Here is a 24,475-nt window from a genome sequence, read left to right as displayed (position 1 = left end):
ACGAGGTGACGGACGACGGGGACCAGGGGCGCGGCCCGGACAGCGGCGCCACCCAGGTGGAGGAACGGGCCGGCGGACCGGCGGAGGGGCAGGCCGAGCGACGGGTCCGCGAGAGCCTCGGCGAGCGGATCACCCAGCAGCTCGCCCACCAGTGGGCGCTGATCCGGGCCGAGCGTCGTGAGGCGCCCCCGGCTATCACCGGCGGCGCCTCGAACTTCAGCCGGGCCCAGGTGCCGTGGGGCCTCGACCTGGCCGCGGCGTGGTCGTGGCGGTTCCTGGTCATCGCGGTGGCCGCCTACCTGATCGCCCGGACGATCGCGGACTTCGCGGTGGTCACGCTGCCGCTGGCCATCGCCCTGCTCATCACCGCCCTGGTCACCCCGCTGGTGCGGGGGATGACGCGGATCAGGATCCCGCGGGGGGTCGCCAGCATCACCACGGTGGTGCTCACCCTCGGGGTGCTCGGCCTGCTGCTCACCTTCGCCGGACAGCAGGTGGCCAACGGCGCCTCCGACCTCGCCGACCAGGTGGTGCAGGGTCTCCAGGAGATCCGGGTGTGGCTGCGCGACGGCCCGCTCAACGCCAGCGAGAGCCAGATCAACGACTACATCAAGGTGGCGCAGGACGCCATCACCGAGGGCTCCCGGAACGGGGCGGTGGTCAGCCAGGTCACCGGCCTCGGAACCGCCCTGGGCCACGTCACCGCGGGCTTCTTCATCGTCCTGTTCGCCACCTACTTCTTCCTCGCCGACGGCGAGCGGATCTGGGCCTGGATGGTCCGTCTCGCCCCGCGAGCCGCGCGTGAGCACGTCGACAACTCCGGTCGGGTCGCCTGGGTCTCGCTGACCCAGTTCGTGCGGGCCACGGTGATCGTCGCCCTGGTCGACGCGATCGGGGTGATGGTCGTGGCGCAGGTCCTCGGGGTCCCCTTCGTGCTGGCCATCGGGGTGCTGGTCTTCCTCGGCGCCTTCGTGCCGATGATCGGCGCCACCGTCGCGGGGTCGGTGGCGGTGCTGGTGGCGCTGGTCGACCAGGGGCTGTTCACCGCGCTGCTGATGCTCGGCGGGGTCATCGTGGTCCAGCAGCTCGAGGGGCACATCCTCCAGCCCTTCCTGATGGGCCGTTTCGTCTCCCTCCACCCCCTCGGGGTCATCGTGGCGATCGCCTGCGGACTGCTGGTGGCCGGCATCGGCGGCGCGCTGGTCGCCGTCCCGCTGGTCGCCGCGGCCAACGCGGTGGTCCAGCACCTGGCCGAGCAGACCGACGTGGGGGAGGACGAGCCCGACGACGTGCTGGACGCGGAGATAGCCGAGGAACGGGCGGCGGGGAACCGCGCCGACGCGGTCCCCGCCCCCGACAGTCCGGTGGTCGAGGACGACGAGGGACGACGTGACGACGCCTGAGGCGGTCACCCTCGCCGACGTCGAGGAGGCGGCGCTGGCCCTGGACGGCGTGGCGGTCCGCACCCCGATGGAGGAGTCGCGCTGGCTCTCCGGCCTGGTCGGCGGCCCGGTGCACCTCAAGTGCGAGAACCTCCAGCGCACGGGCTCCTTCAAGGCCCGCGGCGCCTACGTGCGGATCTCCCGGCTGAGCGCCGCAGAGCGGGCCCGCGGCGTGGTGGCGGCCTCGGCCGGCAACCACGCCCAGGGCGTCGCCCTCGCCGCCGCGATGCTCGGCATCCGGGCCACCGTCTTCATGCCCGAGGGTGCCCCCATCCCCAAGGAGCGCGCCACCCGGGGCTACGGCGCGGAGGTCGTCTTCGCCGGGCGCCACCTCGAGGACGCCCTCGCGGCCGCGCGCGACTTCTCCGCCCGCACCGGCGCCGTGCTGATCCACCCCTTCGACCACCCCGACGTGGTGGCCGGCCAGGGCACCTGCGGGCTGGAGGTCCTCGAGCAGACGCCCGGGCTGCGCACGCTGCTGGTCCCCACGGGTGGGGGCGGGCTGCTCGCCGGGATCGCGATCGCGGTGAAGGCCCGGCGCCCGGACGTGCGGGTGATCGGGGTGCAGGCGGAGGGAGCCGCGGCGTTCCCCGGCTCGCTGGCCGCCGGGGGGCCGACGGCCCTGGCCGCGATGAGCACGATGGCCGACGGCATCGCGGTGGGCCTGCCCGGGGAGATCACCTTCGCGGCGGTGCGCGAGCACGTCGACGAGATCCGCACCGTCTCGGAGGAGTCGCTCTCCCGGGCGCTGCTGGCGCTGCTGGAGCGCGCCAAGATGGTCGTCGAGCCCGCCGGAGCGGCGGGGGTGGCGGCCCTGCTCGACGACCCGACGGCCTTCGAGACCCCGGCGGTGGCGGTCCTCTCCGGAGGCAACATCGACCCGTTGCTGCTAGGCCGGGTGATCCGGCACGGCCTCGCCGCGGACGGGCGCTACCTCTACCTGCGCGTCTGCATCCCGGACAGCCCGGGAGGTCTGGCCCAGCTGCTGGCCGAGGTCAGCGAGACGGGCGCCAACGTGCTCGAGGTCGCCCACGAGCGCACCTCACCCAGCCTGGCCCTCGACGAGGTCGAGGTCAGGCTCCAGCTGGAGACGCGGGGCGCCCCGCACGCCGAGAAGGTGCTGGCTCGGCTGCGGGAGCGCGGCCACCGCGTCTACGAGTGAGCCGGACGGCTCAGCCGGTGAAGGGGACGGCGTCGAGGATCTCGACCTTGAGGTCCTTGCCGTTGGGTGCCTCGTAGGTCACCGTCTCGCCCTTCTTGCGCCCGTTGATCGCGGCGCCCAGGGCGGACTGGGGGGAGTAGACGGTGAGCCCCTCCTCCTCCATCTCACGGGCGCCGAAGAGGAAGACCTCCTCGTCGCCGAAGTCGACGAACTTCACCGTGACCTTCATGCCCGGCTCCACGATCCCGTCGTCGGCCGGGGTCTCGCCGACCTCGGCGCGGCGGAGCATGTCCTCGAGCTGACGGATCCGGGCCTCCTGCTTGCCCTGCTCGTCCTTGGCGGCGTGGTAGCCGCCGTTCTCCTTCAGGTCGCCCTCGTCCCGGGCGGCGCTGATCTTGTCGATGATCTCCTGGCGCTTGGGACCCTTCAGCTCCGCGAGCTCGGCCGTGAGCTTGTCGTAGGCGTCCTGGGTCAGCCAGATCGTGTCCTGATCGGTCGACTGGGTCATGGCTCCACTCCTGTACGGCAATAGCAACACCCGCGGGCTCATCGCCTCTGAGTGAGGTGACCTACGCCTTGAGAGCCCCGCGGGTGACTGGATGACTGGTCAGTCTAGCAACGGAGCGGTCAAAGCGCCCGCGGACGGCGGAGCGGGTCGGTCAGCGGCGACGCGACTGGCCGTCGGCGCGGCAGCCCACGCTCTCCGCGCTGGTCGCGCGGCGCTCGGTGCGCACGGTGATCTCCTGGCGGCCGGCCACCCCGGTGAAGGCCTGCTCGCCGACGACCGTCTTGTCCTCCGCGTAGGCGCGGACCAGGCAGTCCGCCTCGTCCGTCCCGTCGAGACGGACGTCGACCACCACGGTCACGGTGTGGTCGTCGACCACCTCGTAGCCCACCTGGCCCGACTCGGCGGTGGGGTTGCCGTGGAACCACGCGGCCCACGCCAACCACCCCAGCAGGGCGACGGCCAGGACGCCGACCACGACCTTCACCACGAGGCGGCGACCCTGGGTGGGAGCGCCGTACCGTTCCGCCAGATCTGCCTGAGAAGTCACGCCTCCAGCGTGCCACCTAGACTCCAGGCATGCCCGACCGCCCCCGAGCCGGCGCGCGCGCCGGCCTGCGCCTCATGCACGTACACGCTCACCCGGACGACGAGTCGAGCAAAGGGGCCGCGACGACCGCCAAGTACGTCGCCGAAGGGGTCGACGTGCACGTCGTCACCTGCACCGGCGGCGAGCGCGGCTCGATCCTCAACCCCAAGATGGACCGTCCCGACATCGCGGCCAAGATCACCGAGGTGCGGCGCCGCGAGATGGAGTGCGCCCGCGACATCCTGGGGATCACCCAGGACTGGCTCGGCTTCGTCGACTCCGGCTGGCCGGAGGGCGACCCCAAGCCGCCGCTGCCCGAGGGGTGCTTCGGCCTGGTGACCCCGGAGGAGGGGGCCGCGCCGCTGGTCCGGCTGATCCGCGAGTTCCGGCCGCACGTGGTGACCACCTACGACGAGAACGGCGGCTACCCCCACCCCGACCACATCAAGTGCCACGAGGTCTCGGTGGAGGCGTTCCACGCCGCCGGCGACCCCGAGCGCTACCCGGAGGCCGGCGAGCCGTGGCAGCCGCTCAAGCTCTACTACCACCACGGCTTCAACCGCCCCAAGAGCGTGGCGCTGCACGAGGCGATGCTCGCCCACGGCCTGGAGTCGCCGTACGCCGAGCGGCTGGAGAAGTGGGAGCCGAATCCCGAGTGGGACGCCCGGATCACCACCCGGGTGCCGTGCGGCGACTACTTCGGGGTGCGCGACCAGGCGCTGCTGGCGCACGCCACCCAGATCGACCCCGACGGCTTCTGGTTCGCGATCCCGCGCGAGATCCAGGAGGAGGTCTGGCCGACGGAGGACTACGAGCTGGTGGTGAGCCACGTCGAGACCGAGCTCCCCGAGGACGACCTCTTCGCCGGCATCGACAGCGGGGAGCGCTGAGCGGCGCTCCCGGGGCGCCGCAGGTTGGGGAGGCCTGCGACACTGGCAGCATGCTCGACCTCCTGGACCCGTCGCTCCTCCACCCCCTGCTGTCGCTCGCCGACGGAGCCCCGCGCAAGTCCCCCGAGCCCGAAGAGGTCAAGGCCGGCTGGACGGCCCTGCTGCTCTGGCTCGGCATGGCCGTCGCGGTGGCGCTGCTCGGCTGGAGCCTGATGCGCCAGCTGCGCAAGACCACCGCCGCCCGCGACGCCGGCGTCTACGGCGACCCGGTCGCCTCCCACGACCCGCAGGACCAGCAGCAGCCCTGACCCGTCCCGACCCTCAGCAGCCCTGACGAGGGGCCGGGGGCGCGTATCCGTTTGTCCCGACAGGGGAGCGGGTACCGGCCGGTCATGATCATTCAAATCCTCGGCCTGCTCATCGTCGGCCTCATCATCGGTGCCCTCGCTCGACTGCTCCGCCCCGGCAAGCAGTCCCTGAGCATGGTCGCGACCATGCTGCTCGGCGTCGTCGGCGCCATCATCGGCGGTCTCCTCGGTGGCCTGCTCAACGACAACACCAACCCGTTCGAGCTCAACTTCCTCGGGTTCATCTTCGCGGTCATCGCGGCGTTCATCCTGGTCGGCGCCGCCGAGGCGATGTCCGGCAAGAAGTCGCACGTCTGACCCACCCCGCTCGACGGCCCCGGCCGTCCCACGCGCCTGCGACCGCACGCCCACCGGGTGTGCGGTCGCGGTGCGTCCGGTCGGCTTCAGCCCTGCGGGTCGACGAGCTCCTCGCGCAGCCGGGGCTCGCTGCGGTGCTCGGGGCGCAGCCCCTGCTTGTCGGCGTAGAAGGCGCGGATGCGCTCCATGTCGGCGCGGACGTCGCCGGTGATCTCCACCGACGGGCCGAAGCCCACCGTCCTGGTCGGCCCGTCGATGAACCCCAGGGCCACCGGCAGCCCGGTCTGCTGGGCCAGGCGGTAGAAGCCGCTCTTCCAGTACTCCGACCGGGTGCGGGTGCCCTCGGCGGCGATGGCGACCACCAGGGTCTCGTCCCGGGTGAGGTTCTCGGCGAGCTGCGAGACCACGTCGGAGGCGTTGTCCCGGTCCACCGGGACCCCGCCGGTGGCGCGCAGCAGCCACCCCATCGGGCCCTTGAAGAGCTCGCGCTTGATCAGGATCCGCGGCGTCACCTCGCGCGACCACATCATCAGCATGGTGGCCACCCAGTCCCAGTTGGAGGTGTGCGGCGCGCCCACCATGATCCCGGTGGGCGGCACCTCGCCCACCACCCGCCAGCGCGCGGCTCGGAGGGCGGTGCGGGCGAGGGTGCGGCGGATCAGCATGCCCAGACCCTAAGGGACCACGAGGAGGTATGACGGCTGTCACACATCAGGTAGCGTCCTTCCGTGCGCCGACTCACCCTCCCCCTCGCAGCTCTCGTGCCCCTCCTCGCCTCGGCGGCCCTGGTCCCCACCGGCCATGCCGCTGCCGACTCCTTCAGCCGGGTCTGGGACCGGGGACCCGGCGGTGAGCGCTACGTGGCCCTGGGCGACTCCTTCGCCTCCGGGCCGGGCATCGCGCCGCAGCGGCCCGAGGGATGCAGCCGCAGCGAGCTGAACTTCCCCAGCCTCGCCGCCCAGGCCTGGGACGACCAGCTCCCCGGCGGGCTAACGGCCTACACCGACGCCAGCTGCGGCGGCGCCCAGACCAAGGACCTCTTCGACCCCCAGGGTGGCAGCGGCGCGACCCCCGTCAACGGTGCGCAGCTCGACGCCCTGGACGCCGACACCACCCTGGTCACCTTCGGCACGCTCGGCGGCAACGACATCGGCCTGGTGCAGCTCGCGGCGGGCTGCTTCGGCACCGACTGCGTCCCCCCGGCCGGCACCGACCCGCTGGCCACGAAGTTCGCCACCCTGGAGTCCTCGCTCACCCGGGGTCTCACCGAGGCCAAGGCCAAGGCGCCGAACGCCGAGATCCTGGTGATCGGGTACGGCACCTACCTGCCGCCCGGTGGTTGCCCGAGCACGTTCGCCGGCGCCCTGACTGCCGAGGAGTTCGCCTACGTGCAGGGCCAGATCGATCGCATGTCCGACCTGCTCGCCGCCGTCGCGGATGAGCAGGGCGTGGAGTTCGTCGACATGCGGGAGATCCCCGGCTCCGTCGACCGCACCGCCTGCGCACCTCCGGAGAGGCAGTGGATCCGGGCCCTGGCCACCTACGACGACGGTGCCACCCTGCACCCGTCGGCCTGCGGCATGGACGCGATGGCGCAGCACCTCGTGCGCACCGTCCAGGGTCTGCGCGGCGAGACGCTGACGCCGTTCGACGACTCCTGCGTGAGCGCCGGAGCCGCGGCCCCGAGCCCGAGCCCGACCCCGAGCCCGGCACCGACCGAGACGCCCGGGCCGACCGTGCCGGCGCAGCCGACCCCGCCGGCGCCGGCCCCCACGCCGACCGTCACCCCGACCCAGGCCGTGGAGAAGGACCGCGCCAAGGAGCGCGCGGCGCGGCGGGCCGAGCTGCGGCGCCAGGGCGCGTCACTGCGCGGCCGCGTCTCCTGCAGTGACGGGGTGGCGCGCCTGAAGGTGCGGGGCATCACGAAGAGCGTGGCGCACGCGCGATTCCTCGTCGGGGGGAAGCAGGTCGCGATCTCGCGGAAGGCCCCCTTCAAGGCGGTCCTGAAGCGTGGAAAGGTGTCGACGCGCGGCCTGGTCACGGCGCGGGTCGTGCTGCGCGACGAGGGGCTCAAGTCGGTCCGTTCGGTGCGGTTCGCCCGGCCCTCCTGCCTGAGGTGAGCCGCGCCGGCCGGCGTCAGGAGTGACCTGCCGGCCCGCTCGTGCTCGCTGGGAGCGCGGTGAAGACCTGCCCGTTCGCCGGGAAGTCGGCGAGAGCAGTGTGCTTCGGGTCGCCGGACGCCCACCGGTCCTCGCGCTCCGCGGGCTCGTACTGCAGCGACGGCCAGCGCATCGGGATCCCCGCCGCCTCCGCGGGCCGTGGCCGGTCCATCAGCTGCACGTGCAGGTGCGGCTCGGAGGTGTTCCCCGTGTTGCCGACCGCCCCGAGCTGCTGCCCAGCCTCGACCTGTTCCCCGGGGCGGACGGTCGCCGAGCGGCGGCGCAGGTGGGCGTAGGCCGAGAAGGTCCCGTCGTCGTGGGCGAGGACGACGTGGTTGCCCAGGAGCCCCGTCGCCCCGTGGAGCTCGCGCAGGAAGCCCCCGAAGGTGAGCATCCAGATGAGCAACGGCCAGGTGCTCCTGGCCCGCTGGTCGCGCGCGGAGTCGCGCACCTCCAGCACGGTGCCGGGGGCCATCGCCAGCACGGGCAGGCCGAAGGCCGGGTAGCTCTCCGGAACGCGGCCGCGCAGCGACCACCCGAGCGGAGGGGGCGAGCCTTCGTCGGACGGCACGAGCAGGTCGACCGCGTACGCCTGCCCGTAGGCCTTGACCCCGTGGCTCGGCACCGCAGAGCCGGGGCTGTTGATCGCCGTCCACCGGCCCCGGACCGGAGGTGCGACCTCGACCGGGTCGCGGTCGCTGGCGGGCGGGCGCACCAGGAAGAGGAGGAACGGGGCCACCATCACCGCCAGGCTGAGCGGGAAGGGCGTGTCGAGCGCGACGGTGCCCAGGACGGCGACCACGAAGAGGCGCAGCCACAAGGTCTGCCAGCGGGCGACCGCCCGCCTCATCGGCGAGCCCCGAGCAGGACGGCGAGCACCGGCACGACCCGTGCCACCGGCACCTCGTAGCGACCGCCGCCCAGGGCGCGCAGCCAGCCGGCGGCGACCAGCTGCCGCAGGTGGTGGTAGACCTGCCCGCTGGTCCCGACGCCGTCGGTCTCCTTCAGCTCCTGGACGGTCGTGACCCCACGAAGCACCCGCTGGAGCAGGCGCAGCCGGACGGGGTGGCCCAGGGCCGCGAGCGCATCGCCGGCGGCCTCCCAGTCGCCGTCGACCAGGTCGCCGGCGAGAGCGCCCTCCTGCCACTGGGCCACGCGGCCGTCGGGGAGGCGGACGTCGCCGACCAGCATCACGGCGCCCGGCTCGGGTACCCGGGCGCGCAGGCCCTCGAGCGCCCAGAGCTCTGGGTCGGACGCCGCGCGGGGCGGCGTGGTGGTTGCGTCCGCGGTCGTGGGGGAGGACCCCGTGCTGAGCGAGAGGGTCTCAAGCGCAGCCACACGGCGTTCGAGGTCGGCGAGACGGTCGGAGGAGGGCATGCCTCCACGGTACTACGGAATTACGTAATAACAGCCTAAGGTCGGGTAGGCGGGAAGACGCAGAACTCGTTCCCCTCCGGGTCGGCCAGCGTCGTCCACCGGGGCATCTCCCACAAGCGCGTCGCGCCGCGGGCCAGCAGCTCGTCGACGTCACCGGTGACGTCCCAGTGCACCCGGTTGGGCACTGTGCGCGGCTCGGGCACCGGGCAGAAGTCGAGCGTCATCCGGTCGTCGGCGGCGACCCCGGTCAAGGTCCACCAGTCGTCCCCGGGCTCGGTGGTGGGCTCGGCCCCGAAGAGCGACCCCCACCACCTCGCCAGTGTCTCGGCCTCCGCGCAGTCGATGGCGACCCCGTGCAGGCGGTAGTCGGGCACCTCGTCCGCGCCCCGGACGAACGCACAGAACTCGTTGCCCTCCGGATCGGTCATCACCGTCCAGCCGAATCCGGTCTCCGACGCGGGAGCCAGCACCCGGGCGCCCAGGGCCAGCAGGTGGTCGACCGAAGCGCAGTCGACGTCGAGGTGGAGCCGGTTCTTCGCCACGTGGGGGCGGTCCACCTCGTTGACCCAGACGGTGTGCCGTGGGGTGGGGCCCTCAAGCCTGGCCGGCGGCTCGGCGCTCGCGACCTCCAGGCCGCTGACAGCCGCCCAGAAACGCGCCTGGGCGCCCACGTCCACGGCGTCGAGACAGAGGTCCTTCCACGTCACGAGACTCATGACGGGAAGTCAAGCAGGGCCACGGATGTTGGGGAAGAGGTGCACGACACGCCGACCAGGGGGTTTCCCGATCCCGGTGACCGGGCACGTTCCGGGAGATCCGTACCCCGAAACAGGAGGCTCCCCGTGACCACCCCGCACGTGGTACCCGAAGGACGCGACCACGACCGTCTCGCCGAGATGGGGGGCCTGCTGATGCTGTGGACGGTCCCGGTCATCGGCTTCCTGCTCGCGGTGCTCGGCCTGGGCTACTGAGCCGCCGACTCCTCGGCCGCCTCCGGGATCGGCACCTCCACGGTGGCGACCGGATGATCGAAGCGGCTCGTCCGCAGCCCCACCGAGAGCCGCCAGTCGCCGCCGCGGGGCAGCGGCACCAGGGCCTCGTAGACCCCTTCGCCCACGTCGCGCAGCGCCAGGGTGCCGAGGTCGAACTCCGCTGACCGCAACTCCACCGTCGGGGCGGAGCCGGGCGCCACGGGGCGGCCCTCCGGGTCCTGCACCCGGAGGGTCAGCGTGTTGCCGCCCGGGGCGCCGGGCGTCAGCGCCACCGCGACCCGCAGGTCGCCCAGCTCCACGGTCTCCGCGACCGGGCGGGGCGGCTCCGCAGGCTCGGGCCCCTCGTCGGGCGGCTGGTTGGAGAGGAAGCCCGCGACCCCGGCGACGACCACCAGCAGTGCCGCCTCGGCCAGCAGGGTCCGGCCGAGCCGCTCCTGCTTCCCCCGGTCGCGCGCGAGCCGGGGGACCAGGACGAGCCGGTTCCAGGCGGCGATCCCTGTCACCAGCAGCACCAGCGCGACCTTGGCCAGCAGCAGCACGCCGTACGTCGTCGTGACGAGGCCCGACCAGGAGCCGAGGATGCGCCAGCCCAGGTACAACCCGCTGGCCGCCACCAGCACCAGCGAGCCGGCGGCCACGGTCGAGAAGCGGCCGAGCGCCCGGGCGGCCACGGCGCGGCCGTCCTCCCGGAGCACCAGCCACAGCCCCACCACCCCGCCGGTCCAGACGGCGGCGACGAGCACGTGGAGGGCGTCGGCGCCCTGGACGAGGAGCGCGGGTCCGTAGGAGCGGGAGTGGCCGACCAACGGCGGTGCCCAGAGGGCCGTCAAGGCCCCGACCAGCAGCAGCGCCCGGGCTCCGCGGCCCGGGCGGCCCAGGGTCGGGCCTCGGCTGCCGAGCAGCACGAGGAGCGCACCGGTCGTGACCAGGGCGGCGCCCCCGATCTCCCAGGCGACCAGCTCGGGCTCGAACCCTTCGGTCAGGCCGGACCAACCGAGGCCCTGGGCGTAGGCGGAGGCGACCGGGACCTGGACCCAGGCGGCGACCACGGCTACCGCCGCCGCCGCGCGCAGCAGGCCTCGGGCTCCTCGCCCCACCCGCGGGTACAGCAGGGCGAGGAACCCGGCCAGACCCGACATCAGCAGCAGCCCCGCGAGGGCGAGCCCCGCGAGCAGGCCCCGGTCCGCGGCCATGTCGCTCCCCGAGGGGAGGGCCGGGGGTGGGACGATCACCGCACTTCGCGCGCCCACGGAGAAGGTGAGGGTGCCGCGCAGCGGGTGGCCGTCGTCCGAGACGACCAGCCAGGAGACCAGGTAGGTGCCGCGCACCAGCTGCTCGCCCATCTCGACCTCGACCCGGGACCCCTCGACCCGGGCCGTGGAGGCGACCGTGTCGCCGGCCGCGTCGTAGGTGGTGATCCGCCGGCCGGTCAGCCGCACCGGCTCGCTGAAGGAGAGCGTCACCGACGACGGGGCCTCGCTGAGCACGGCGCCTTCGGACGGGTCGGTGCCGGTCAGCCGCGCGTGCGCCCAGGCGGGCGCGGCGGTGGCGAGGGTCGTCCCGGCCACCAGCAGGACCAGGGCCGCGAGCAGCCGCCTCACCGGGGGCGCGTCTCCGGGACGCCGTCCGGGCGCCGCCGTCCCCGCAGCACGAGCAGCAGGGAAGCCAGGACCGCAGCGACCAGGGCGACCGCGGCCACCAGGGCGACCAGGGGGATCGCCGGCCACCGGGCCGACCCGGGATCCGCCGTCGTCGCCGGGATCTCGCCGACCACCCGGACCGTCGGCGCGGGAAGGTCGAGCTCGGCGACGGCGCCGCCGGTGGCGACCTGGATCCACGCCTCCTCGCCCTCCTCGCAGCTCTGCACCGTCGGGAAGGCCAGCACCTCGCCGGTCGCGTCCGGGACGTCGAAGGCGAGAGCGAAGTCGGCGGGCAGATCGCTGGGCAGGGGCGTGACGGCCTCCAGCACCAGGACCCTGTCCTCCTGGCTCACCCGCCAGGAGCGGGTGGGCGCCACGGTGACCCTCTCCAGCCCGTCGGGGAGGCGCACCTCGAGCCGGGTGGTGGCCGACTCCCCGCATCCGTGGTCCACCTCGAGGGTGACGACGGCCTCCTCCCCGGCGGTCACCGTGCCGGGGGTGACCGAGACGTGTGCTCCCGCCCCGGGCGCCACGAGCACCATGCCTGCCGGGGCGAGCGCGCCGGCGAGGACGGCGAGGACCCGGACGGGCCGGCGCGAGGGCATGGGGAGGAGCGTAGGGCCTCAGGTCCCGCAGAAGGTCTGGAAAGTGGAGTCGAACTCCTCGGGTCCGGGCTCGGCGTAGCGCTGCCTGTCCGGGTGCGGCTCGAACGGGTCGGTCACCGCCTCCACCAGCCGCTCGAAGGGTTCCAGGTCTCCGCCGGTCGCGGCTGTGAGGGCCTCCTCGACCAGGTGGTTGCGCGGCACGTGGACCGGGTTGGAGCGGTCCATCAGGCGCGGGTCGGGTCCGAGCGCCAGCCACTGCTCCAGCCAGGAGTCGAAGCCGGCGAGGTCGAGGACCCGCGAGCGGGCCGGCTCCCGGTCCCCACGGGCGGCGTCGCCCAGGGCGCGGAAGAACGAGGTGTGGTCGACCCGGCCCGCAGCCATCAGGGCCTCCAGCTCCTGGCCCAGGGCGGCCACCGTCTGCGCGTCGGCTCCGCCCGGGAGTCCGGCGAGCCCCAGCTTCTCCGCGGTCCGCTCGGTCCGGGCGGCGGCGAGACGGGGGCGGAAGGTGGCGAGGACGGCGGTCGCCTGGTCGATCGCCTCCTCGGGGGTCTCGGAGAAGAGCGGCAGCATCGCCTCGGCGAGCCGGGCCAGGTTCCACTCCGCTGCCGGGGCCTGGTTGGCGAAGGCGTAGCGCCCGCCGGTGTCGATGGAGCTGAAGACGCGGGCCGGGTCGTGGGCGTCGAGGAACGCGCAGGGGCCGTAGTCGATCGTCTCCCCGGAGATCGTCATGTTGTCGGTGTTCATCACGCCGTGCACGAAGCCCACCGCCAGCCACCGGGCGATCAGCTCGGCCTGGGCGGCGACCACGGCCGCGTAGAGCGCCAGGTAGGGCTGCTCCGCCTGGGCCGCGTCGGGGTGGTGGCGGCTGATCGCGTGGTCGGCGAGTCGGCGCAGCAGGGCCACGTCGCCGGTGCCGGCCGCGAACTGGAAGCTGCCGACCCGCAGGTGGCTCGAGGCGACCCGGGCCAGCACCGCGCCGGGTAGCACCGTCTCGCGCTGCACCGCGCGGCCCGTCGCGACGACGCCGAGCGACCGGGTGGTCGGGACGCCGAGGGCGTGCATCGCCTCGCTGACCAGGTGCTCGCGCAGCATCGGGCCGACCGCCGCGAGACCGTCGCCGCCGCGGGCCACCGGCGTGCGGCCGGAGCCCTTCAGGTGCAGGTCGCGCAACCGGCCCTCGGAGTCGGTGAGCTCACCCAGCAGCAGGGCCCGCCCGTCGCCCAGGCGGGGCGACCAGCCGCCGAACTGGTGGCCGGCATAGACCTGGGCCACCGGGGTCGCGCCCGGCGGCACCGCCTCGCCGGTCAGCAGGCGGACCCCCTCGGGGGTGCGCAGCCAGTCCGGGTCGAGGCCGAGGTCACGGGCGAGCGGGTCGTTGAGGGCCAGCAGCTCCGGCTCGGGCGCGGGCTCGGCCTGCCAGGGCACCGCGAGCTCGGGCAGGGCAGAGGCGAAGGCGTGGCCGAGGCGCACGCCGGTGCTCGAGGGGGCCGTGGGTGCGGACGAGGGGACGGGCTGCTGGGTCACTCCCTCCACGGTACTGACCGCCCCGGAGGCGGTCAGCGCAGCGAGTACGTCGCCAGGGAGACCCCGACGTAGTGGCTGAGGAAGGCGAGGACGGTGAAGGTGTGGAACACCTCGTGGAACCCGAACCAGCGGGGGTTGGGGTCGGGTCGCTTGAAGCCGTAGACGATCGCGCCGATCGTGTAGAGCGCGCCGCCCACGACCACGAGCACGATGACGGCCGTGCCGAGCTCGCGCCCGTAGGCCATGGCGCCCTCCACGAAGCCGCCGAAGAAGAAGATCGGCGCCCAACCCAGCGCGATGTAGATCGGCACGGAGAGCCAGCGGGGGTGGCTCAGCCACCAGACCTTCATCACCACGCCCGCGAGCGCGCCTCCCCAGCTGATGCCGAGCATCCACCAGCGTTCGGCGCCGTCGAGCAGGAGCACGGCGAACGGGGTGCAGGAGCCCGCGATCAGCACGAAGATGTTGGAGTGGTCGAAGCGCCGCAGGTGGACGTGGGTCCGCGAGGACCACCGCCCCCGGTGGTAGAGCGCCGAGACCGTGAAGAGCAGCAGGGCGGAGAGTGCGAAGACGGCCGAGCCGACGCGGGTGGAGGCGTCGGGGGAGAGGGCGACGAGCACGATGCCCGCGACCAGCGCCACCGGCACCGTGCCGGCGTGCAGCCACCCTCGCAGCCGGGGCTTCACCTCCTCGAACGCGTCGTCCACCCTGTCGTGCAGGTGATCCATCCGTTCGCGCACTGACTCGCTCATGACTCCCAACTTACGACACCGTAGGTTTGCAGGTCGACGACCGAGATCCTTCTCACGTGGGTCACGTGCCGTCGCACCTCTCTCTCTGACGCCTCGGTAGCATCCGGGGCATGGGGAACTTCAAGGACGCCGTGCGCCGGCTGCTCTACCCGGCCTACGAGTCCCGCGTGGTGAAGTTCCTGCCCTCCGACCGTATCCCCAAACATGTAGGGGTGATGCTCGACGGCAACCGGCGCTGGGCCAAAGCCGTCGGCGCCGACACCAGCCGGGGCTACCAGGCCGGTGCCGACAACATCGGGCCGTTCCTGGGCTGGTGCGAGGAGGTCGGCGTCGAGGTGGTCACCCTGTGGCTGCTCTCCACCGACAACCTCAACCGGCCCCCGCACCAGCTCGCCGGGCTGCTCGCGGTGATCGAGGGAGCGGTGGAGTCCCTGGCCGCGACCGGCCGCTGGCGGGTCCACCCGGTGGGGGCGCTCGACCTGCTGCCCGACCCCACGCGTGCCCGGCTCAAGGCGGCCGAGGAGGCCACCCGCGAGGTCGACGGCCTGCTGGTCAACGTGGCCGTCGGCTACGGCGGTCGCCGCGAGATCGCCGACGCGGTGCGCTCGTTGCTGCTGGAGCGGTCGGCGGCGGGGGCGACCCTGGAGGAGCTGGCCGAGACCATCGACGTCGAGCACATCGCCGAGCACCTCTACACCAAGGGCCAGCCCGACCCCGACCTGGTGATCCGGACCTCCGGCGAGCAGCGCCTCGGCGGTTTCCTCCTCTGGCAGAGCGCGCACAGCGAGTTCTACTTCTGCGAGGCGCTGTGGCCGGACTTCCGCCGCGTCGACTTCCTCCGTGCCATCCGCGCCTACGCCGAGCGGGAGCGCCGCTTCGGCACCTGAGACCCGCCCGGACGGGCCCCGGACCGCCCCGCCGATTGACCCCCGGGCTCTGGCGTGTCGCTGGTGGTGGCGCCCCCGGACGGCGTACTTTCCCAAGCATCGGCGAGTGGGGAAGCTCACCGAAACCGGGAGGCCGTTCGTGACCAGTCACGACTTCGCAGCACACCAGACGGGGCAGTTCGCCCCGCGCGGTGTCGGAGGGGGCCGGCACTCCGGTCCTCGGGTCCTCACCCGGTCCGTCAGCACGAACTAGGGGCGGGCGAGGAGTGCGCGCGCCGCCCCGTGAGGGTGAGAACGACGTGACCACCACCGAGCACCGCACCTATGTCCTGGACACCAGCGTCCTGCTGGCCGACCCCGGCGCGATCAAGCGCTTCGCCGAGCACGAGGTGGTGCTCCCGGTCGTGGTCATCACCGAGCTGGAGGGGAAGCGGCACCACCCCGAGCTCGGCTACTTCGCCCGCGGCGCGCTGCGCATGCTCGACGAGCTCCGCGTCGTCAACGGACGTCTCGACCAGCCGGTGCCGGTCGGGGAGGCCGGGGGCACCCTCCGCGTCGAGCTCAACCACACCGACCCCGGATCGCTGCCCTCCGGCTTCCGGCTGGGCGACAACGACACCCGGATCCTCTCGGTGGCCCGCAACCTGGCCGACGAGGGGCACCGGGTCACGCTGGTCTCCAAGGACCTCCCGCTGCGGATCAAGGCCTCCGCGGTCGGTCTGGACGCCGAGGAGTACCGGGCCGAGGGCGTCAGCGAGGCCGAGTCCGGCTACACCGGGATGGTCGAGATGGACGTCGCGGCCGCCGAGCTGGACCTGCTCTACGACGAGAGCGTCCTGGACCTCGACGAGGCGCGTCAGCTGCCCTGCCACACCGGCCTGGTGCTGCTCTCCGACCGCGGCACGGCGCTGGCCCGGGTGGGCGCCGACAAGCGGGTCCACCTGGTCCGCGGCGACCGGGAGGCGTTCGGGATCCACGGCCGCTCCGCCGAGCAGCGGATCGCCCTGGACCTGCTGCTCGACCCGGAGATCGGCATCGTCTCGCTCGGCGGACGGGCCGGCACCGGAAAGTCGGCGATGGCGCTCTGCGCCGGCCTCGAGGCCGTGCTGGAGCGGCGCCAGCACAAGAAGGTCGTGGTCTTCCGTCCGCTCTTCGCCGTCGGCGGGCAGGAGCTCGGCTACCTGCCCGGCTCGGAGTCGGAGAAGATGTCGCCCTGGGGGCAGGCGGTCTTCGACACGCTCAACGCCCTGGTCTCTCCCGACGTGGTCGACGAGGTGCTCGACCGGGGGATGCTCGAGGTCCTTCCGCTGACCCACATCCGTGGCCGCTCCCTGCACGACGCCTTCGTCATCGTCGACGAGGCCCAGTCACTGGAGCGCAACGTGCTGCTCACCGTGCTGTCGCGGATCGGGGCGAACTCCAAGGTGGTGCTCACCCACGACGTGGCCCAGCGCGACAACCTGCGGGTGGGACGGCACGACGGCATCGTCGCGGTGGTGGAGAAGCTCAAGGGGCACCCGCTGTTCGCGCACGTCACGCTCACCCGCTCGGAGCGCTCGCCGATCGCCGCGCTCGTCACCGAGATGCTGGAGGACGTCACCGTGTGACTCTCCTCCCAAGACTCCCCAAAAGTGGGGCTGTGGTTTGCCTGGGCGGGCGAGACCCTGCATGGTGACGCGTGGTCGCTCCGTGGTCCTTCACGGAGGTCAGCCGGCCACGAGTCACCCGCAGTGGCGGCCCCCGGGCCGCCTCCCCTGAGTCACCGAGAGTCGTTCCAGAGCCTGTGTCGAGCCCCGAGAAGCACGTCCCCAAGCACCGCGCCCCCGGCGCACACCGCCTGGAGCGGGAGCCACGCCGGCTGCTGCGCCGGGCGGCGGTGATGACCGGGGTCGCCGCGGTGACGACCGGCGCGGCGGTCTCCACCGGGATCGTCTCCCAGGCCCCCGAGGGGCTGACCGCCGACACCGGGAGCACCGCGACGGCCGAGATCGCCGGCGAGCGGCTCGCCGACCGGGGCACCGTCTCCCGCTCGGACCGCCGCGCCAGCCGCGACCCGGTGAAGAAGGTCGCCCTCTCCACCTCGGCCGGTCTGGTCACCAAGCGCACCCAGAAGCTCGACGACTCCGACCCCCGCGACATCGCCCGGGCCTTGATGCCGGAGTTCGGCTTCTCGGTCTCCCAGTTCGGCTGCCTGGACTCCCTCTACGTCAGCGAGAGCAACTGGCGGGTGGACGCCGACAACCCCACCTCGTCGGCGTACGGCATCCCGCAGGCACTCACCCAGACGCACGACCTGCCGGCGGGCTACATGACCTCGGCCGAGGTGCAGATCCGCTGGGGCCTGGAGTACATCGCCGACCGCTACGGCACCCCCTGCGCCGCCTGGTCCTTCAAGGCCGCGAACAACTGGTACTGAGCCACACGCTCAGCGGGGCAGCAGCCGGGCCTTCTGCACCTTCCCCATCTCGTTGCGCGGCAGCGCGTCGAGGAACCGGATCTCCCGGGGCCGCTTGTGGGCCGAGAGCTCCGCGCCGACGTACGCCGTGAGCTCGCCGGCCAGCGCGTCGGCGGCCCGGGGCGCGGCGCCCCGCGGGACGACGTACGCGACGATCCGTTGGCCCAGGTCCTCGTCGGGCTCGCCGACCACCGCGCACTCGGCGACGGCGAGGTGGCCCAGCAGGGTCGACTCGACCTCCCCGGCGCCGATCCGGTAGCCACCGGACTTGATCAGGTCGACTGACTCGCGGCCCACGATCCGGTGGGCGCCGTCGGGAGCGACCACCGCGACGTCGCCGGTCCGGAACCACCCGTCGGCCGTCCACGCCTCCGCGGTCGCCTCGGGCCGGTCGAGGTAGCCCTCGAACAGGGTCGCTCCGCGGACCTCGAGCCGGCCCACCGACTCCCCGTCGTGCGGCACCTCGGTGCCGTCCTCGCGGCGCAGCCGGGTCTCCACGCCGGTGACCGGGACGCCGACCCAGCCGGCGCGGCGCACGCCGTCGGCGCGGGTGGCCACGGTGATCAGTGTCTCGCTCATCCCGTAGCGCTCGACCACCTCGTGGCCGGTCAGCTCGCGGAGCCGGGAGAAGACCGGCACCGGGAGCGCCGCGCTGCCGGAGACCAGCAGCCGGGCGGTGCGCAGGGCCGCGGCGTGCTCGGGCTCCTCGGCCACCCGCGACCAGATCGTCGGCACGGCGAAGAACATCGTCGCCCCGTCGGCCGCTGCGGCGGCGTAGGAGGCGGGGGTGGCCCGGCCGACGTGCAGCAGGCCGGAGCCGACCCGCAGCGGGCCGAGGACCCCGAGCACCAGGCCGTGCACGTGGAAGAGCGGCAGCCCGTGCGCGAGCACGTCGTCGGGTGTCCAGGCCCAGGCGTCGGCGAGGGCGTCGAGGTCGGCCGCCACCGCGCGGCGGGAGAGGACCACGCCCTTGGGCAGCCCGGTGGTGCCCGAGGTGTAGAGGACGAAGGCGGTCCGGTCCGGGTCCACGTCGAGGGGTCGGTACGGCGCGCGGACGGCGAGGTCGACCGGCTGGACGGGCAGCGAGGTTCCCGCCGGCGCGGCTCCCAGCCACCGGCCGGGACTGGAGTCCGAGAGCAGGTGGTCGAGCTCGGCGCGGCCGGAGTCCGGCGGCACGGGCACGACCTCGACGCCCGCGAGCAGGGCGCCGACGACGGCGACCACCGTCTCCATGGTGGGGGCGGCCAGGACGGCCACCCGCCGTTGCCCGGTCAGCCCGGCGGCGACGGCGGCCGCCGCCCCGAGCAGCGCGTCGGGGGCGAGCGTCGTCCCGGCCATGGTCACCGGACCGTGGCCGCGGCCCTCGGTCAGGGCGGTCGCGATCGTCTCCACGCACGCCATCATCGCCCCTGGCGCCGTGGGGTTGTCTGCCTGCCCGTGCCGCTGGTCCTGGTCCCGCTGGCGCGCGCCGAGTGGCCGTGGCCGGGCGCGGACGGTGGACCGACTCCTACGGGTGGGTCATCGACTCGAGGTCGAGCGCCGCGTCGAGCTGCTCCTCGGTGAGCTCGCCGCGCTCGACGAAGCCCATGGCGAGCACCGTCTCGCGGATGGTCGCACCGTCGGCCAGCGCCTTCTTGGCGACCTTGGCGGCCGACTCGTAGCCGATGTGCTTGTTGAGGGGGGTGACCACCGACGGCGACGACTCGGCGTAGCGGCGCATCCGCTCGGTGTCGGGGGTGATCCCGTCGACGCAGCGATGGGCCAGCACCCGGCTGGCGGCGCCCAGGATCCGGATCGACTCCAGCAGGTTGCGGGCGATCACCGGCATCATCACGTTGAGCTCGAAGTTCCCGGCGGCGCCGGCCCAGGCGACCGTCGCGTCGTTGCCGACCACCTGAGCGCAGACCATCAGGGTCGCTTCGGGGAGCACCGGGTTGACCTTGCCGGGCATGATGCTCGACCCGGGCTGGAGGTCGGGCAGCCGGATCTCGGCGAGCCCGGTGGTCGGGCCCGAGGACATCCAGCGCAGGTCGTTGCAGATCTTCGTCAGCCCCACCGCGTAGGTGCGCAGGACGCCGGAGAGCTCGACGAGCGAGTCGCGGCTGCCCTGGGCCTCGAAGTGGTTGCGCGCCTCGCTGAAGGGCTCGCCGGTCTCGTCGGAGAGGCTCGCGATCACCCGGGGCGCGAAGCCGGGCGGGGTGTTGATGCCGGTGCCGACCGCGGTCCCGCCCAGGGGGAGCTCGCGGACCCGGGGGAGCACCGACTCCAGGCGCTCGACCGCGTAGGCCACGGTGGCGGCGTACCCGCCGAACTCCTGGCCGAGCATCACCGGGGTGGCGTCCATCAGGTGGGTGCGCCCGGACTTCACCACGTGGGCGAACTCCTCCGCCTTGGCGGCCAGCGACCCGCCCAGCACTTCCAGAGCCGGGACGAGCTCGCGGCTCACGGCCAGCGAGGCGGCCACGTGGATCGCGGTGGGGAAGGTGTCGTTGGAGGACTGGCTGGCGTTGACGTGGTCGTTGGGGTGGACGCCCTCACCCGCCAGCGAGGCCAGGACCTCGTTGACGTTCATGTTGGTGCTGGTCCCCGACCCGGTCTGGAAGACGTCGATGGGGAAGTGGTCGTCGTGCTGCCCCGCGGCGACCTCGGCGGCGGCCTTGCGGATCGCCTCGGCGTGCGCCTCGTCCAGCACCCCCAGCTCGGCGTTGACGCCGGCCGCGGCCCTCTTGACCAGTGCCAGGGCGTGGACCAGGGCAGGCTCGACCGGGGTGCCGCTGATCGGGAAGTTCTCCACGGCGCGCTGGGTCTGGGCCCGCCACAGGGCGTCGCGAGGCACTTGGACCTCGCCCATGGAGTCGTGCTCGGTGCGGTAGTCGCTCATGCCGACGACCGTACCCACCGGCCCGCGGCGGCACCCGAGGTCACGAGGCCGGGCGGTGGGAGTGGTAGAGGTGGAACTGCTCGGGACGGTCCTGGAGGAGCACGTCGACGGCGCGGTGTCCGAGGTCGCCGAAGGCCGCGGCCATCGCGTCGCTGAGCCCGGCGTCGGCGGAGGCCGACCAGATCACCAGCGCGCCGCCGGGGTTGAGCAGGTCGCGGCACCGGGCGAGGAACGGCTCGTCGTAGAGGCCGGCGTTGTCGTCGTGGACCAGGTACCGCGGCCCGTTGTCGACGTCGAGCAGGAGCAGATCGTGCCCTGTGCGTGCCTCCGCCACCGCCATCGCGATGTCGGCTACCACGATCTGGAGCCGCCGGTCCGCCAGCAGCGCCGGCCCGTGCGGCACCGTCCCGTCGCGCATCCACCCGACCAGCGGCTCCTCGATCTCCACCACCGTGAGCCGCTCGACGCGGGGGTCGGCTAGCACCCGCTGGGCGGTGAAGCCCAGGCCGAGGCCGCCGACCACCACGTCGCGCGGGTCCGGCACCAGCTCGAGGGCCAGGGCGGCCATCTCGATCTCCGAGCTGGTCTCCAGGGTGTCCATCACGAAGACCCCGTTGACCCGCAGCTCGAGCACGTCGGGCGCCCCCGCACGGCTGCGGCGGCGCAGCACCACCTCGCCGCGCGGGGACTCGGCGCGGGCGACCTCGGTGTGCTGGACGGTGTCACTCATGTCCCTGCGGTTCCCCACCGGAGGACCCGTCACACCTCGTGGCTGTCCATGTCAGGTGAAGGGGGCTACTGTCGACGTAGTCGTGCTCAAGTCACCGGGTGGCGATGGAGCATGAGTGATCGGGCGATGAGATGGACGCAAGCACCTTGGAGCACCCCATGGACGAGGACCAGGGGGGCCCAGAGCGCCGGCTCTCCGGCATCGCGGACCTCCTCCACCAGGGACTCTCCGCCACCGAGGCCGCCCTCCGGGTGCGGGTCGAGGAGCACGCCGAGGAGCCGCGGGAGCCGGTCGCCACGGTGGGCGACCAGGACGCGCTGTGGCGCGCCGCGGTGGGATTCGACGGCGCCGCCGTGACCCGGGCGCTGGACGAGGGCTTCGCCCTCGGCCCCTTCGAGCAGGTCGTGGACGGCTGGCTGCTGCCCTCCCTCCACCAGCTGGGCCTGGCGTGGGCCCGGGACGAGATCAGCGTCGCGGAGGAGCACTTCGCCTCCGCGAGCGTGCACCGGCGACTCGCGACCCTCTTCGACCAGGCGCCCCGCCACGTGCACGCGCCGCGCGTCCTGGTGGGCCTCGTGCCCGGCTCCCGGCACGAGCTGGGAGTGCTCGCCTTCGCGATCGCGCTGCGGCACGCGGGGATCGACGCGATCTACCTGGGCGGCGACGTGCCGGTGCAGGCCTGGGTCGACTCGGTGACGCGCCGTCCGCCCGCGGGCGTCGTGATCGCCGTCCCGTCCGCGGAGGACGTGGACGCGTGCCGACGCGTCGCGGAGACCCTGGCACGCGCGGTGCCCGGCCTCCCGGTCCTCGTCGGCGGCAGCTACCAGGGCCAGGTCTCCGAGCACGTGACCAAGCTCGGCCACCAGGTGATGCCGGCGGCCCAGCGGCTGGCCGCGGCGGTCAAGGCCAAGGTCTGACGGCTACGACCCGGCGCGCAGCAGCTCGTCGCCGAGGCCGGAGCGCAGGTAGAGCACCGACCGTCCGTGGCGGGCGGAGCTGAGCAGGCCCGCGTCGCGCATGGCACGCAGGTGCTGGTTGACCGCGCTGGCGGTGACGCCCAGGCGGACCGCGAGCTCGGTGGAGGAGGCAGGGGCATCGAGCATGCGCAGCAGCTGGGCGCGGACCTCCCCGACCAGCCCCGCCAGGGCTCGGGGTGCCGCGGGCCGGTCGCTCTCCCACAGGGTGCCGGCTCCGCGGGCGCCGTAGACGATCAGCGGCGCCTCGGCGGCCGAGATCGGCGCCGTCGCGTGGCGGGTGAAGAGCGACGGGGCCAGGGTGAGCCCCTCCCCGTCGGTCGAGCGGCGGAACCCGCCCGCTGAGCTGATCTCGGCGCGCACCACGTCGTCGACGAGCCTGATCCTCGGCGAGAGCCCGGCAAACATCGCCGCCAGCCCGTCGCGCGCGATGGTGCGCCCCCGGAAGATGATGTCGGCCTCGAGCACCGCCCGCATCCGCGGCCACCAGGGCGCGAAGCACTCCGTCCAGTACGCCGTCAGAGCCCGGACGATCCGGCGCAGCACCTGGTCGGCCCGGCCGGCGAGGGCCGGCGGGCGGGTGGCCGGGTCAGGGTGCACCTCGGCGAGGTCCTCGCGGACCACGTCGAGAGGAGTCCGGGCCAGCGCCGCCAGCTCCTCGTCGAACCGGGTCAGCGGCGAGCGTGGTCGCGGGGTCAGGAAGTCCGGCGTCCAGAGATCGGTGTTGGTGAGCGCGAGCAGCATCTCGGTGTCCAGGCCCTCCCGCAGGTGGGCGGTCCGCTGCAACCAGGGCAGGTGGAGCGGGTAGCGGCCGGGATCGCGCCACAGGCGGAGCGAGAGCGCGAGCTCGTTCATCGGGGAGAGCGCGAACCGCACCGCGGCGTAGCCGGAGCCGGTCAGCTCGTACTCGATCGCCCAGACCATGAAGCAGGACGCTACATCGTTGGCGGACGCGGCCAGGACGTGGGAGAACAGGCGACGTGCTCGACCGCCTCCACCGCCTCTTCCTCCCCGCCGACCCCGTGCAGCGGGCGCTGACCTTCGCCACGATGGCCGGCGCGCTGGCCAACGGCCTCTTCTACAGTGTCAGCGCCCTCTACTTCACCCGGGTGATCGGCCTGGAGGTCACCACCGTGGGGCTGGGACTGACGATCGCCGGGTTCACCGGGGTGGTGGGCTCGTTCGTCGGCGGCCACGCCGCGGACCGGGTCGGCGCGGACCGGCTGCAGATCTGGGCCAACGCGGTGCACGGCGTCGCGATGCTGGCCTACGTGCTGGCCGACGGCCCGGTGAGCTTCACGCTCATCGCCTGCGTCGCGGTGGCCAGCCGGAGCCTGCAGGGCACGGCGAGGGCGACGGTGCAGGTGCGCTGGTTCGCCGGCCCGGACCGGGTCGGCATCCGGGCCCGGCTGCGGGTGATCACCAACCTCTTCATCGGCCTGGGCACCATCCTGGCCGCGGGCGCGCTGCTGGTCGGCACCGCCGTCGCCTACCAGGCGACCATGGTCGCCGTCGGACTGGTCGCCCTGCTCGCGACCGTGCCGCTGACCGGGCTGCGCCGCCGGGTGGAGGGATTCGGCGCCGTGATGGACCACCACCTGGTGCCGGACCGGACACGCGGCCCGTCACCGCTGCGCGACCGCACCTACGTCGCCTCGGTGGCGCTCAACTCGGTGATCGCCATGCACTTCGGCCTCACCAGCGTCGGCGTCCCGCTGTGGATCGCCACCCGCACCGACGCGCCGGACGTGATGATCTCGGTGCTGCTCGTCCTCAACACGGTCCTGGTGGCGCTCTTCCAGGTGCGGGCCTCGCGGGGCACCCACGACATCGGCACCGCAGGACGCGTCGTGCGACGGGGCAGCCTGCTGCTCGCGGTCGCCTGCCTGCTCTACGGCGCTGCCGGCAGTGCGGGCGTGGTGTGGGCGGTGGTGGCCCTGCTGGCCGCCGAGGTGGTCGGCTCCTTCGCCGAGGTCTGGTGCGAGGCCGGTGCCTGGGGCCTCGCCTTCGAGCTGGCCGATCCGGCCAGCGCCGGGGCCTACCAGGGCCTCTCGTCCACCGGCTACGCGGTGGCGACGATGGTGTCGCCGGCCCTCGTCACCGCGACCGCTGTCGACCACGGGATGCCCGGCTGGGTCCTGCTGGCGGTCCTCTTCGCCGCCGCCGGGACGGCGGTCGCCGCGGTGGCGCGTCTGGCCGCTGTTCAGCGCCTCCAGCGCACCCAGGACGCGCTGCCGGCCTGAGCG

Annotated in this window: 26 protein-coding genes; 12 read left to right on the top strand and 14 right to left on the bottom strand. The window is 73.5% G+C overall.

From position 1 onward, the window contains the following. Window positions 1-5 precede the first annotated feature (5 nt). On the top strand, window positions 6-1,403 hold the full coding sequence (locus tag AC4BGE_RS03460; RefSeq protein WP_490574339.1) for an AI-2E family transporter: 1,398 nt from the start codon (window positions 6-8) through the stop codon (window positions 1,401-1,403). Then, window positions 1,390-2,604, top strand: coding sequence for a threonine ammonia-lyase (gene ilvA, locus AC4BGE_RS03455; protein ID WP_490574338.1), 1,215 nt, complete (start codon window positions 1,390-1,392; stop codon window positions 2,602-2,604). The genes AC4BGE_RS03460 and ilvA overlap by 14 nt, the downstream gene beginning before the upstream one ends. A 10-nt stretch (window positions 2,605-2,614) precedes the next feature. Here ilvA and greA read toward each other — a convergent pair whose 3' ends face one another. Together greA and AC4BGE_RS03445 are read right to left on the bottom strand one after the other, a co-directional pair. After that, complete coding sequence (gene greA / locus AC4BGE_RS03450; RefSeq protein ID WP_490571739.1) at window positions 2,615-3,112, bottom strand: transcription elongation factor GreA; 498 nt, start codon at window positions 3,110-3,112, stop codon at window positions 2,615-2,617. 151 nt (window positions 3,113-3,263) lie between these two features. Next, window positions 3,264-3,659 (bottom strand): DUF4307 domain-containing protein, encoded by a 396-nt coding sequence (locus AC4BGE_RS03445; RefSeq protein WP_490571740.1) that lies wholly within the window; start codon window positions 3,657-3,659, stop codon window positions 3,264-3,266. 29 nt (window positions 3,660-3,688) lie between these two features. Between AC4BGE_RS03445 and mca the strand changes: the two genes are divergently transcribed. The 3 genes from mca (at window position 3,689) to AC4BGE_RS03430 (ending at window position 5,253) form a co-directional block, all read left to right on the top strand. Beyond that, on the top strand, window positions 3,689-4,588 hold the full coding sequence (mca, locus tag AC4BGE_RS03440) for a mycothiol conjugate amidase Mca (protein ID WP_490571741.1): 900 nt from the start codon (window positions 3,689-3,691) through the stop codon (window positions 4,586-4,588). Window positions 4,589-4,638: 50 nt separating this feature from the next. Next, window positions 4,639-4,896, top strand: a complete 258-nt coding sequence (locus tag AC4BGE_RS03435; protein ID WP_490571742.1) for a hypothetical protein — start codon at window positions 4,639-4,641, stop codon at window positions 4,894-4,896. A gap of 84 nt (window positions 4,897-4,980) precedes the next feature. After that, window positions 4,981-5,253, top strand: coding sequence for a GlsB/YeaQ/YmgE family stress response membrane protein (locus AC4BGE_RS03430; RefSeq protein WP_490571743.1), 273 nt, complete (start codon window positions 4,981-4,983; stop codon window positions 5,251-5,253). Window positions 5,254-5,339: 86 nt separating this feature from the next. Here the strand turns inward: AC4BGE_RS03430 and AC4BGE_RS03425 are convergent, their stop codons facing one another. Next, on the bottom strand, window positions 5,340-5,918 hold the full coding sequence (locus AC4BGE_RS03425) for a 1-acyl-sn-glycerol-3-phosphate acyltransferase (RefSeq protein ID WP_490571744.1): 579 nt from the start codon (window positions 5,916-5,918) through the stop codon (window positions 5,340-5,342). 63 nt (window positions 5,919-5,981) lie between these two features. Between AC4BGE_RS03425 and AC4BGE_RS03420 the strand changes: the two genes are divergently transcribed. Next, window positions 5,982-7,373 carry an SGNH/GDSL hydrolase family protein gene (locus AC4BGE_RS03420; protein ID WP_490574337.1) on the top strand — a complete coding sequence of 464 codons (1,392 nt, stop codon included), beginning with the start codon at window positions 5,982-5,984 and terminating at the stop codon, window positions 7,371-7,373. Between the two features lie 16 nt (window positions 7,374-7,389). Here the strand turns inward: AC4BGE_RS03420 and AC4BGE_RS03415 are convergent, their stop codons facing one another. Genes AC4BGE_RS03415 through AC4BGE_RS03405 form a run of 3 tightly spaced genes read right to left on the bottom strand, consistent with a single transcriptional unit; the run spans window position 7,390 to window position 9,505 of the window. Beyond that, the gene (locus AC4BGE_RS03415) at window positions 7,390-8,262 is read right to left on the bottom strand and encodes a M23 family metallopeptidase (protein WP_490574336.1); all 873 of its coding nucleotides are present in this window, start codon (window positions 8,260-8,262) and stop codon (window positions 7,390-7,392) included. Further along, complete coding sequence (locus AC4BGE_RS03410) at window positions 8,259-8,789, bottom strand: ArsR family transcriptional regulator (protein ID WP_490574335.1); 531 nt, start codon at window positions 8,787-8,789, stop codon at window positions 8,259-8,261. Before AC4BGE_RS03410 ends, AC4BGE_RS03415 begins: the two co-directional genes overlap by 4 nt. Window positions 8,790-8,824: 35 nt before the next feature. After that, window positions 8,825-9,505, bottom strand: a complete 681-nt coding sequence (locus tag AC4BGE_RS03405) for a VOC family protein (protein WP_490574334.1) — start codon at window positions 9,503-9,505, stop codon at window positions 8,825-8,827. Window positions 9,506-9,631: 126 nt separating this feature from the next. Here AC4BGE_RS03405 and AC4BGE_RS03400 point away from each other — a divergent pair, with 126 nt between their 5' ends. Continuing rightward, window positions 9,632-9,760 carry a hypothetical protein gene (locus AC4BGE_RS03400; protein ID WP_490571750.1) on the top strand — a complete coding sequence of 43 codons (129 nt, stop codon included), beginning with the start codon at window positions 9,632-9,634 and terminating at the stop codon, window positions 9,758-9,760. Here the strand turns inward: AC4BGE_RS03400 and AC4BGE_RS03395 are convergent. The 4 genes from AC4BGE_RS03395 to trhA are packed head-to-tail and all read right to left on the bottom strand — an operon-like array spanning window position 9,754 to window position 14,302. Beyond that, window positions 9,754-11,382: a copper resistance CopC/CopD family protein gene (locus tag AC4BGE_RS03395; protein WP_490574333.1), complete on the bottom strand. Its 1,629-nt coding sequence runs from the start codon at window positions 11,380-11,382 to the stop codon at window positions 9,754-9,756. The genes AC4BGE_RS03400 and AC4BGE_RS03395 overlap by 7 nt on opposite strands. Then, window positions 11,379-12,026 (bottom strand): DUF1775 domain-containing protein, encoded by a 648-nt coding sequence (locus AC4BGE_RS03390; RefSeq protein ID WP_490574332.1) that lies wholly within the window; start codon window positions 12,024-12,026, stop codon window positions 11,379-11,381. Before AC4BGE_RS03390 ends, AC4BGE_RS03395 begins: the two co-directional genes overlap by 4 nt. Before the next feature lie 18 nt (window positions 12,027-12,044). Beyond that, window positions 12,045-13,550 carry a protein adenylyltransferase SelO gene (locus AC4BGE_RS03385; protein ID WP_490574331.1) on the bottom strand — a complete coding sequence of 502 codons (1,506 nt, stop codon included), beginning with the start codon at window positions 13,548-13,550 and terminating at the stop codon, window positions 12,045-12,047. A gap of 32 nt (window positions 13,551-13,582) precedes the next feature. Next, window positions 13,583-14,302, bottom strand: coding sequence for a PAQR family membrane homeostasis protein TrhA (gene trhA / locus AC4BGE_RS03380; RefSeq protein ID WP_490571754.1), 720 nt, complete (start codon window positions 14,300-14,302; stop codon window positions 13,583-13,585). A 110-nt stretch (window positions 14,303-14,412) separates the two neighbouring features. Here trhA and AC4BGE_RS03375 point away from each other — a divergent pair, with 110 nt between their 5' ends. The 3 genes from AC4BGE_RS03375 to AC4BGE_RS03365 all read left to right on the top strand — a co-directional run bounded on the left by AC4BGE_RS03375 (window position 14,413) and on the right by AC4BGE_RS03365 (window position 17,605). Then, the gene (locus AC4BGE_RS03375; protein ID WP_490571755.1) at window positions 14,413-15,189 is read left to right on the top strand and encodes an isoprenyl transferase; all 777 of its coding nucleotides are present in this window, start codon (window positions 14,413-14,415) and stop codon (window positions 15,187-15,189) included. 299 nt (window positions 15,190-15,488) lie between these two features. Further along, window positions 15,489-16,796 (top strand): RNA 5'-3' helicase PhoH2, encoded by a 1,308-nt coding sequence (phoH2, locus tag AC4BGE_RS03370; RefSeq protein WP_490574330.1) that lies wholly within the window; start codon window positions 15,489-15,491, stop codon window positions 16,794-16,796. A gap of 176 nt (window positions 16,797-16,972) precedes the next feature. After that, window positions 16,973-17,605, top strand: coding sequence for an aggregation-promoting factor C-terminal-like domain-containing protein (locus AC4BGE_RS03365; RefSeq protein WP_490571757.1), 633 nt, complete (start codon window positions 16,973-16,975; stop codon window positions 17,603-17,605). A gap of 9 nt (window positions 17,606-17,614) precedes the next feature. Here AC4BGE_RS03365 and AC4BGE_RS03360 read toward each other — a convergent pair whose 3' ends face one another. From AC4BGE_RS03360 to AC4BGE_RS03350, 3 genes are all read right to left on the bottom strand, one after another. Beyond that, window positions 17,615-19,036, bottom strand: coding sequence for an acyl-CoA synthetase (locus AC4BGE_RS03360; protein ID WP_490574329.1), 1,422 nt, complete (start codon window positions 19,034-19,036; stop codon window positions 17,615-17,617). A 115-nt stretch (window positions 19,037-19,151) separates the two neighbouring features. Continuing rightward, entirely contained in the window at window positions 19,152-20,525 is a 1,374-nt protein-coding gene (locus tag AC4BGE_RS03355; RefSeq protein ID WP_490574328.1) for a class II fumarate hydratase, read from the bottom strand. Window positions 20,526-20,565: 40 nt separating this feature from the next. Further along, entirely contained in the window at window positions 20,566-21,255 is a 690-nt protein-coding gene (locus AC4BGE_RS03350; protein ID WP_490574327.1) for a spermidine synthase, read from the bottom strand. Window positions 21,256-21,413: 158 nt separating this feature from the next. Between AC4BGE_RS03350 and AC4BGE_RS03345 the strand changes: the two genes are divergently transcribed. After that, window positions 21,414-22,172, top strand: coding sequence for a cobalamin B12-binding domain-containing protein (locus tag AC4BGE_RS03345; RefSeq protein WP_490574326.1), 759 nt, complete (start codon window positions 21,414-21,416; stop codon window positions 22,170-22,172). Between the two features lie 3 nt (window positions 22,173-22,175). On the opposite strand, the gene AC4BGE_RS03340 is transcribed toward AC4BGE_RS03345, so the two are convergent. Further along, entirely contained in the window at window positions 22,176-23,153 is a 978-nt protein-coding gene (locus AC4BGE_RS03340; protein WP_490571762.1) for an ArsR/SmtB family transcription factor, read from the bottom strand. Window positions 23,154-23,209: 56 nt separating this feature from the next. Here AC4BGE_RS03340 and AC4BGE_RS03335 point away from each other — a divergent pair, with 56 nt between their 5' ends. Continuing rightward, window positions 23,210-24,472 (top strand): MFS transporter, encoded by a 1,263-nt coding sequence (locus tag AC4BGE_RS03335; protein WP_490574325.1) that lies wholly within the window; start codon window positions 23,210-23,212, stop codon window positions 24,470-24,472. Window positions 24,473-24,475 lie beyond the last annotated feature (3 nt).

It is taken from the genome of Nocardioides sp. Z50_6 (assembly GCF_058215755.1).
The sequence above is the reverse complement of the archived record's forward strand: the minus strand, read 5'-3'. Positions and strand labels throughout refer to the sequence as shown.

What these genes read in the sequence shown, in the direction of transcription:
- AC4BGE_RS03355 (WP_490574328.1), bottom strand. Translation starts at nt 20,525, where the DNA reads ATGAGCGACTACCGCACCGAGCACGACTCCATGGGCGAGGTCCAAGTG.
- AC4BGE_RS03350 (WP_490574327.1), bottom strand. Translation starts at nt 21,255, where the DNA reads ATGAGTGACACCGTCCAGCACACCGAGGTCGCCCGCGCCGAGTCCCCG.
- AC4BGE_RS03415 (WP_490574336.1), bottom strand. Translation starts at nt 8,262, where the DNA reads ATGAGGCGGGCGGTCGCCCGCTGGCAGACCTTGTGGCTGCGCCTCTTC.
- greA (WP_490571739.1), bottom strand. Translation starts at nt 3,112, where the DNA reads ATGACCCAGTCGACCGATCAGGACACGATCTGGCTGACCCAGGACGCC.
- AC4BGE_RS03390 (WP_490574332.1), bottom strand. Translation starts at nt 12,026, where the DNA reads ATGCCCTCGCGCCGGCCCGTCCGGGTCCTCGCCGTCCTCGCCGGCGCG.
- AC4BGE_RS03425 (WP_490571744.1), bottom strand. Translation starts at nt 5,918, where the DNA reads ATGCTGATCCGCCGCACCCTCGCCCGCACCGCCCTCCGAGCCGCGCGC.
- mca (WP_490571741.1), top strand. Translation starts at nt 3,689, where the DNA reads ATGCCCGACCGCCCCCGAGCCGGCGCGCGCGCCGGCCTGCGCCTCATG.
- AC4BGE_RS03435 (WP_490571742.1), top strand. Translation starts at nt 4,639, where the DNA reads ATGCTCGACCTCCTGGACCCGTCGCTCCTCCACCCCCTGCTGTCGCTC.
- trhA (WP_490571754.1), bottom strand. Translation starts at nt 14,302, where the DNA reads ATGAGCGAGTCAGTGCGCGAACGGATGGATCACCTGCACGACAGGGTG.
- AC4BGE_RS03345 (WP_490574326.1), top strand. Translation starts at nt 21,414, where the DNA reads ATGGACGAGGACCAGGGGGGCCCAGAGCGCCGGCTCTCCGGCATCGCG.
- AC4BGE_RS03340 (WP_490571762.1), bottom strand. Translation starts at nt 23,153, where the DNA reads ATGGTCTGGGCGATCGAGTACGAGCTGACCGGCTCCGGCTACGCCGCG.
- AC4BGE_RS03430 (WP_490571743.1), top strand. Translation starts at nt 4,981, where the DNA reads ATGATCATTCAAATCCTCGGCCTGCTCATCGTCGGCCTCATCATCGGT.
- AC4BGE_RS03405 (WP_490574334.1), bottom strand. Translation starts at nt 9,505, where the DNA reads ATGAGTCTCGTGACGTGGAAGGACCTCTGTCTCGACGCCGTGGACGTG.
- AC4BGE_RS03410 (WP_490574335.1), bottom strand. Translation starts at nt 8,789, where the DNA reads ATGCCCTCCTCCGACCGTCTCGCCGACCTCGAACGCCGTGTGGCTGCG.
- AC4BGE_RS03375 (WP_490571755.1), top strand. Translation starts at nt 14,413, where the DNA reads ATGGGGAACTTCAAGGACGCCGTGCGCCGGCTGCTCTACCCGGCCTAC.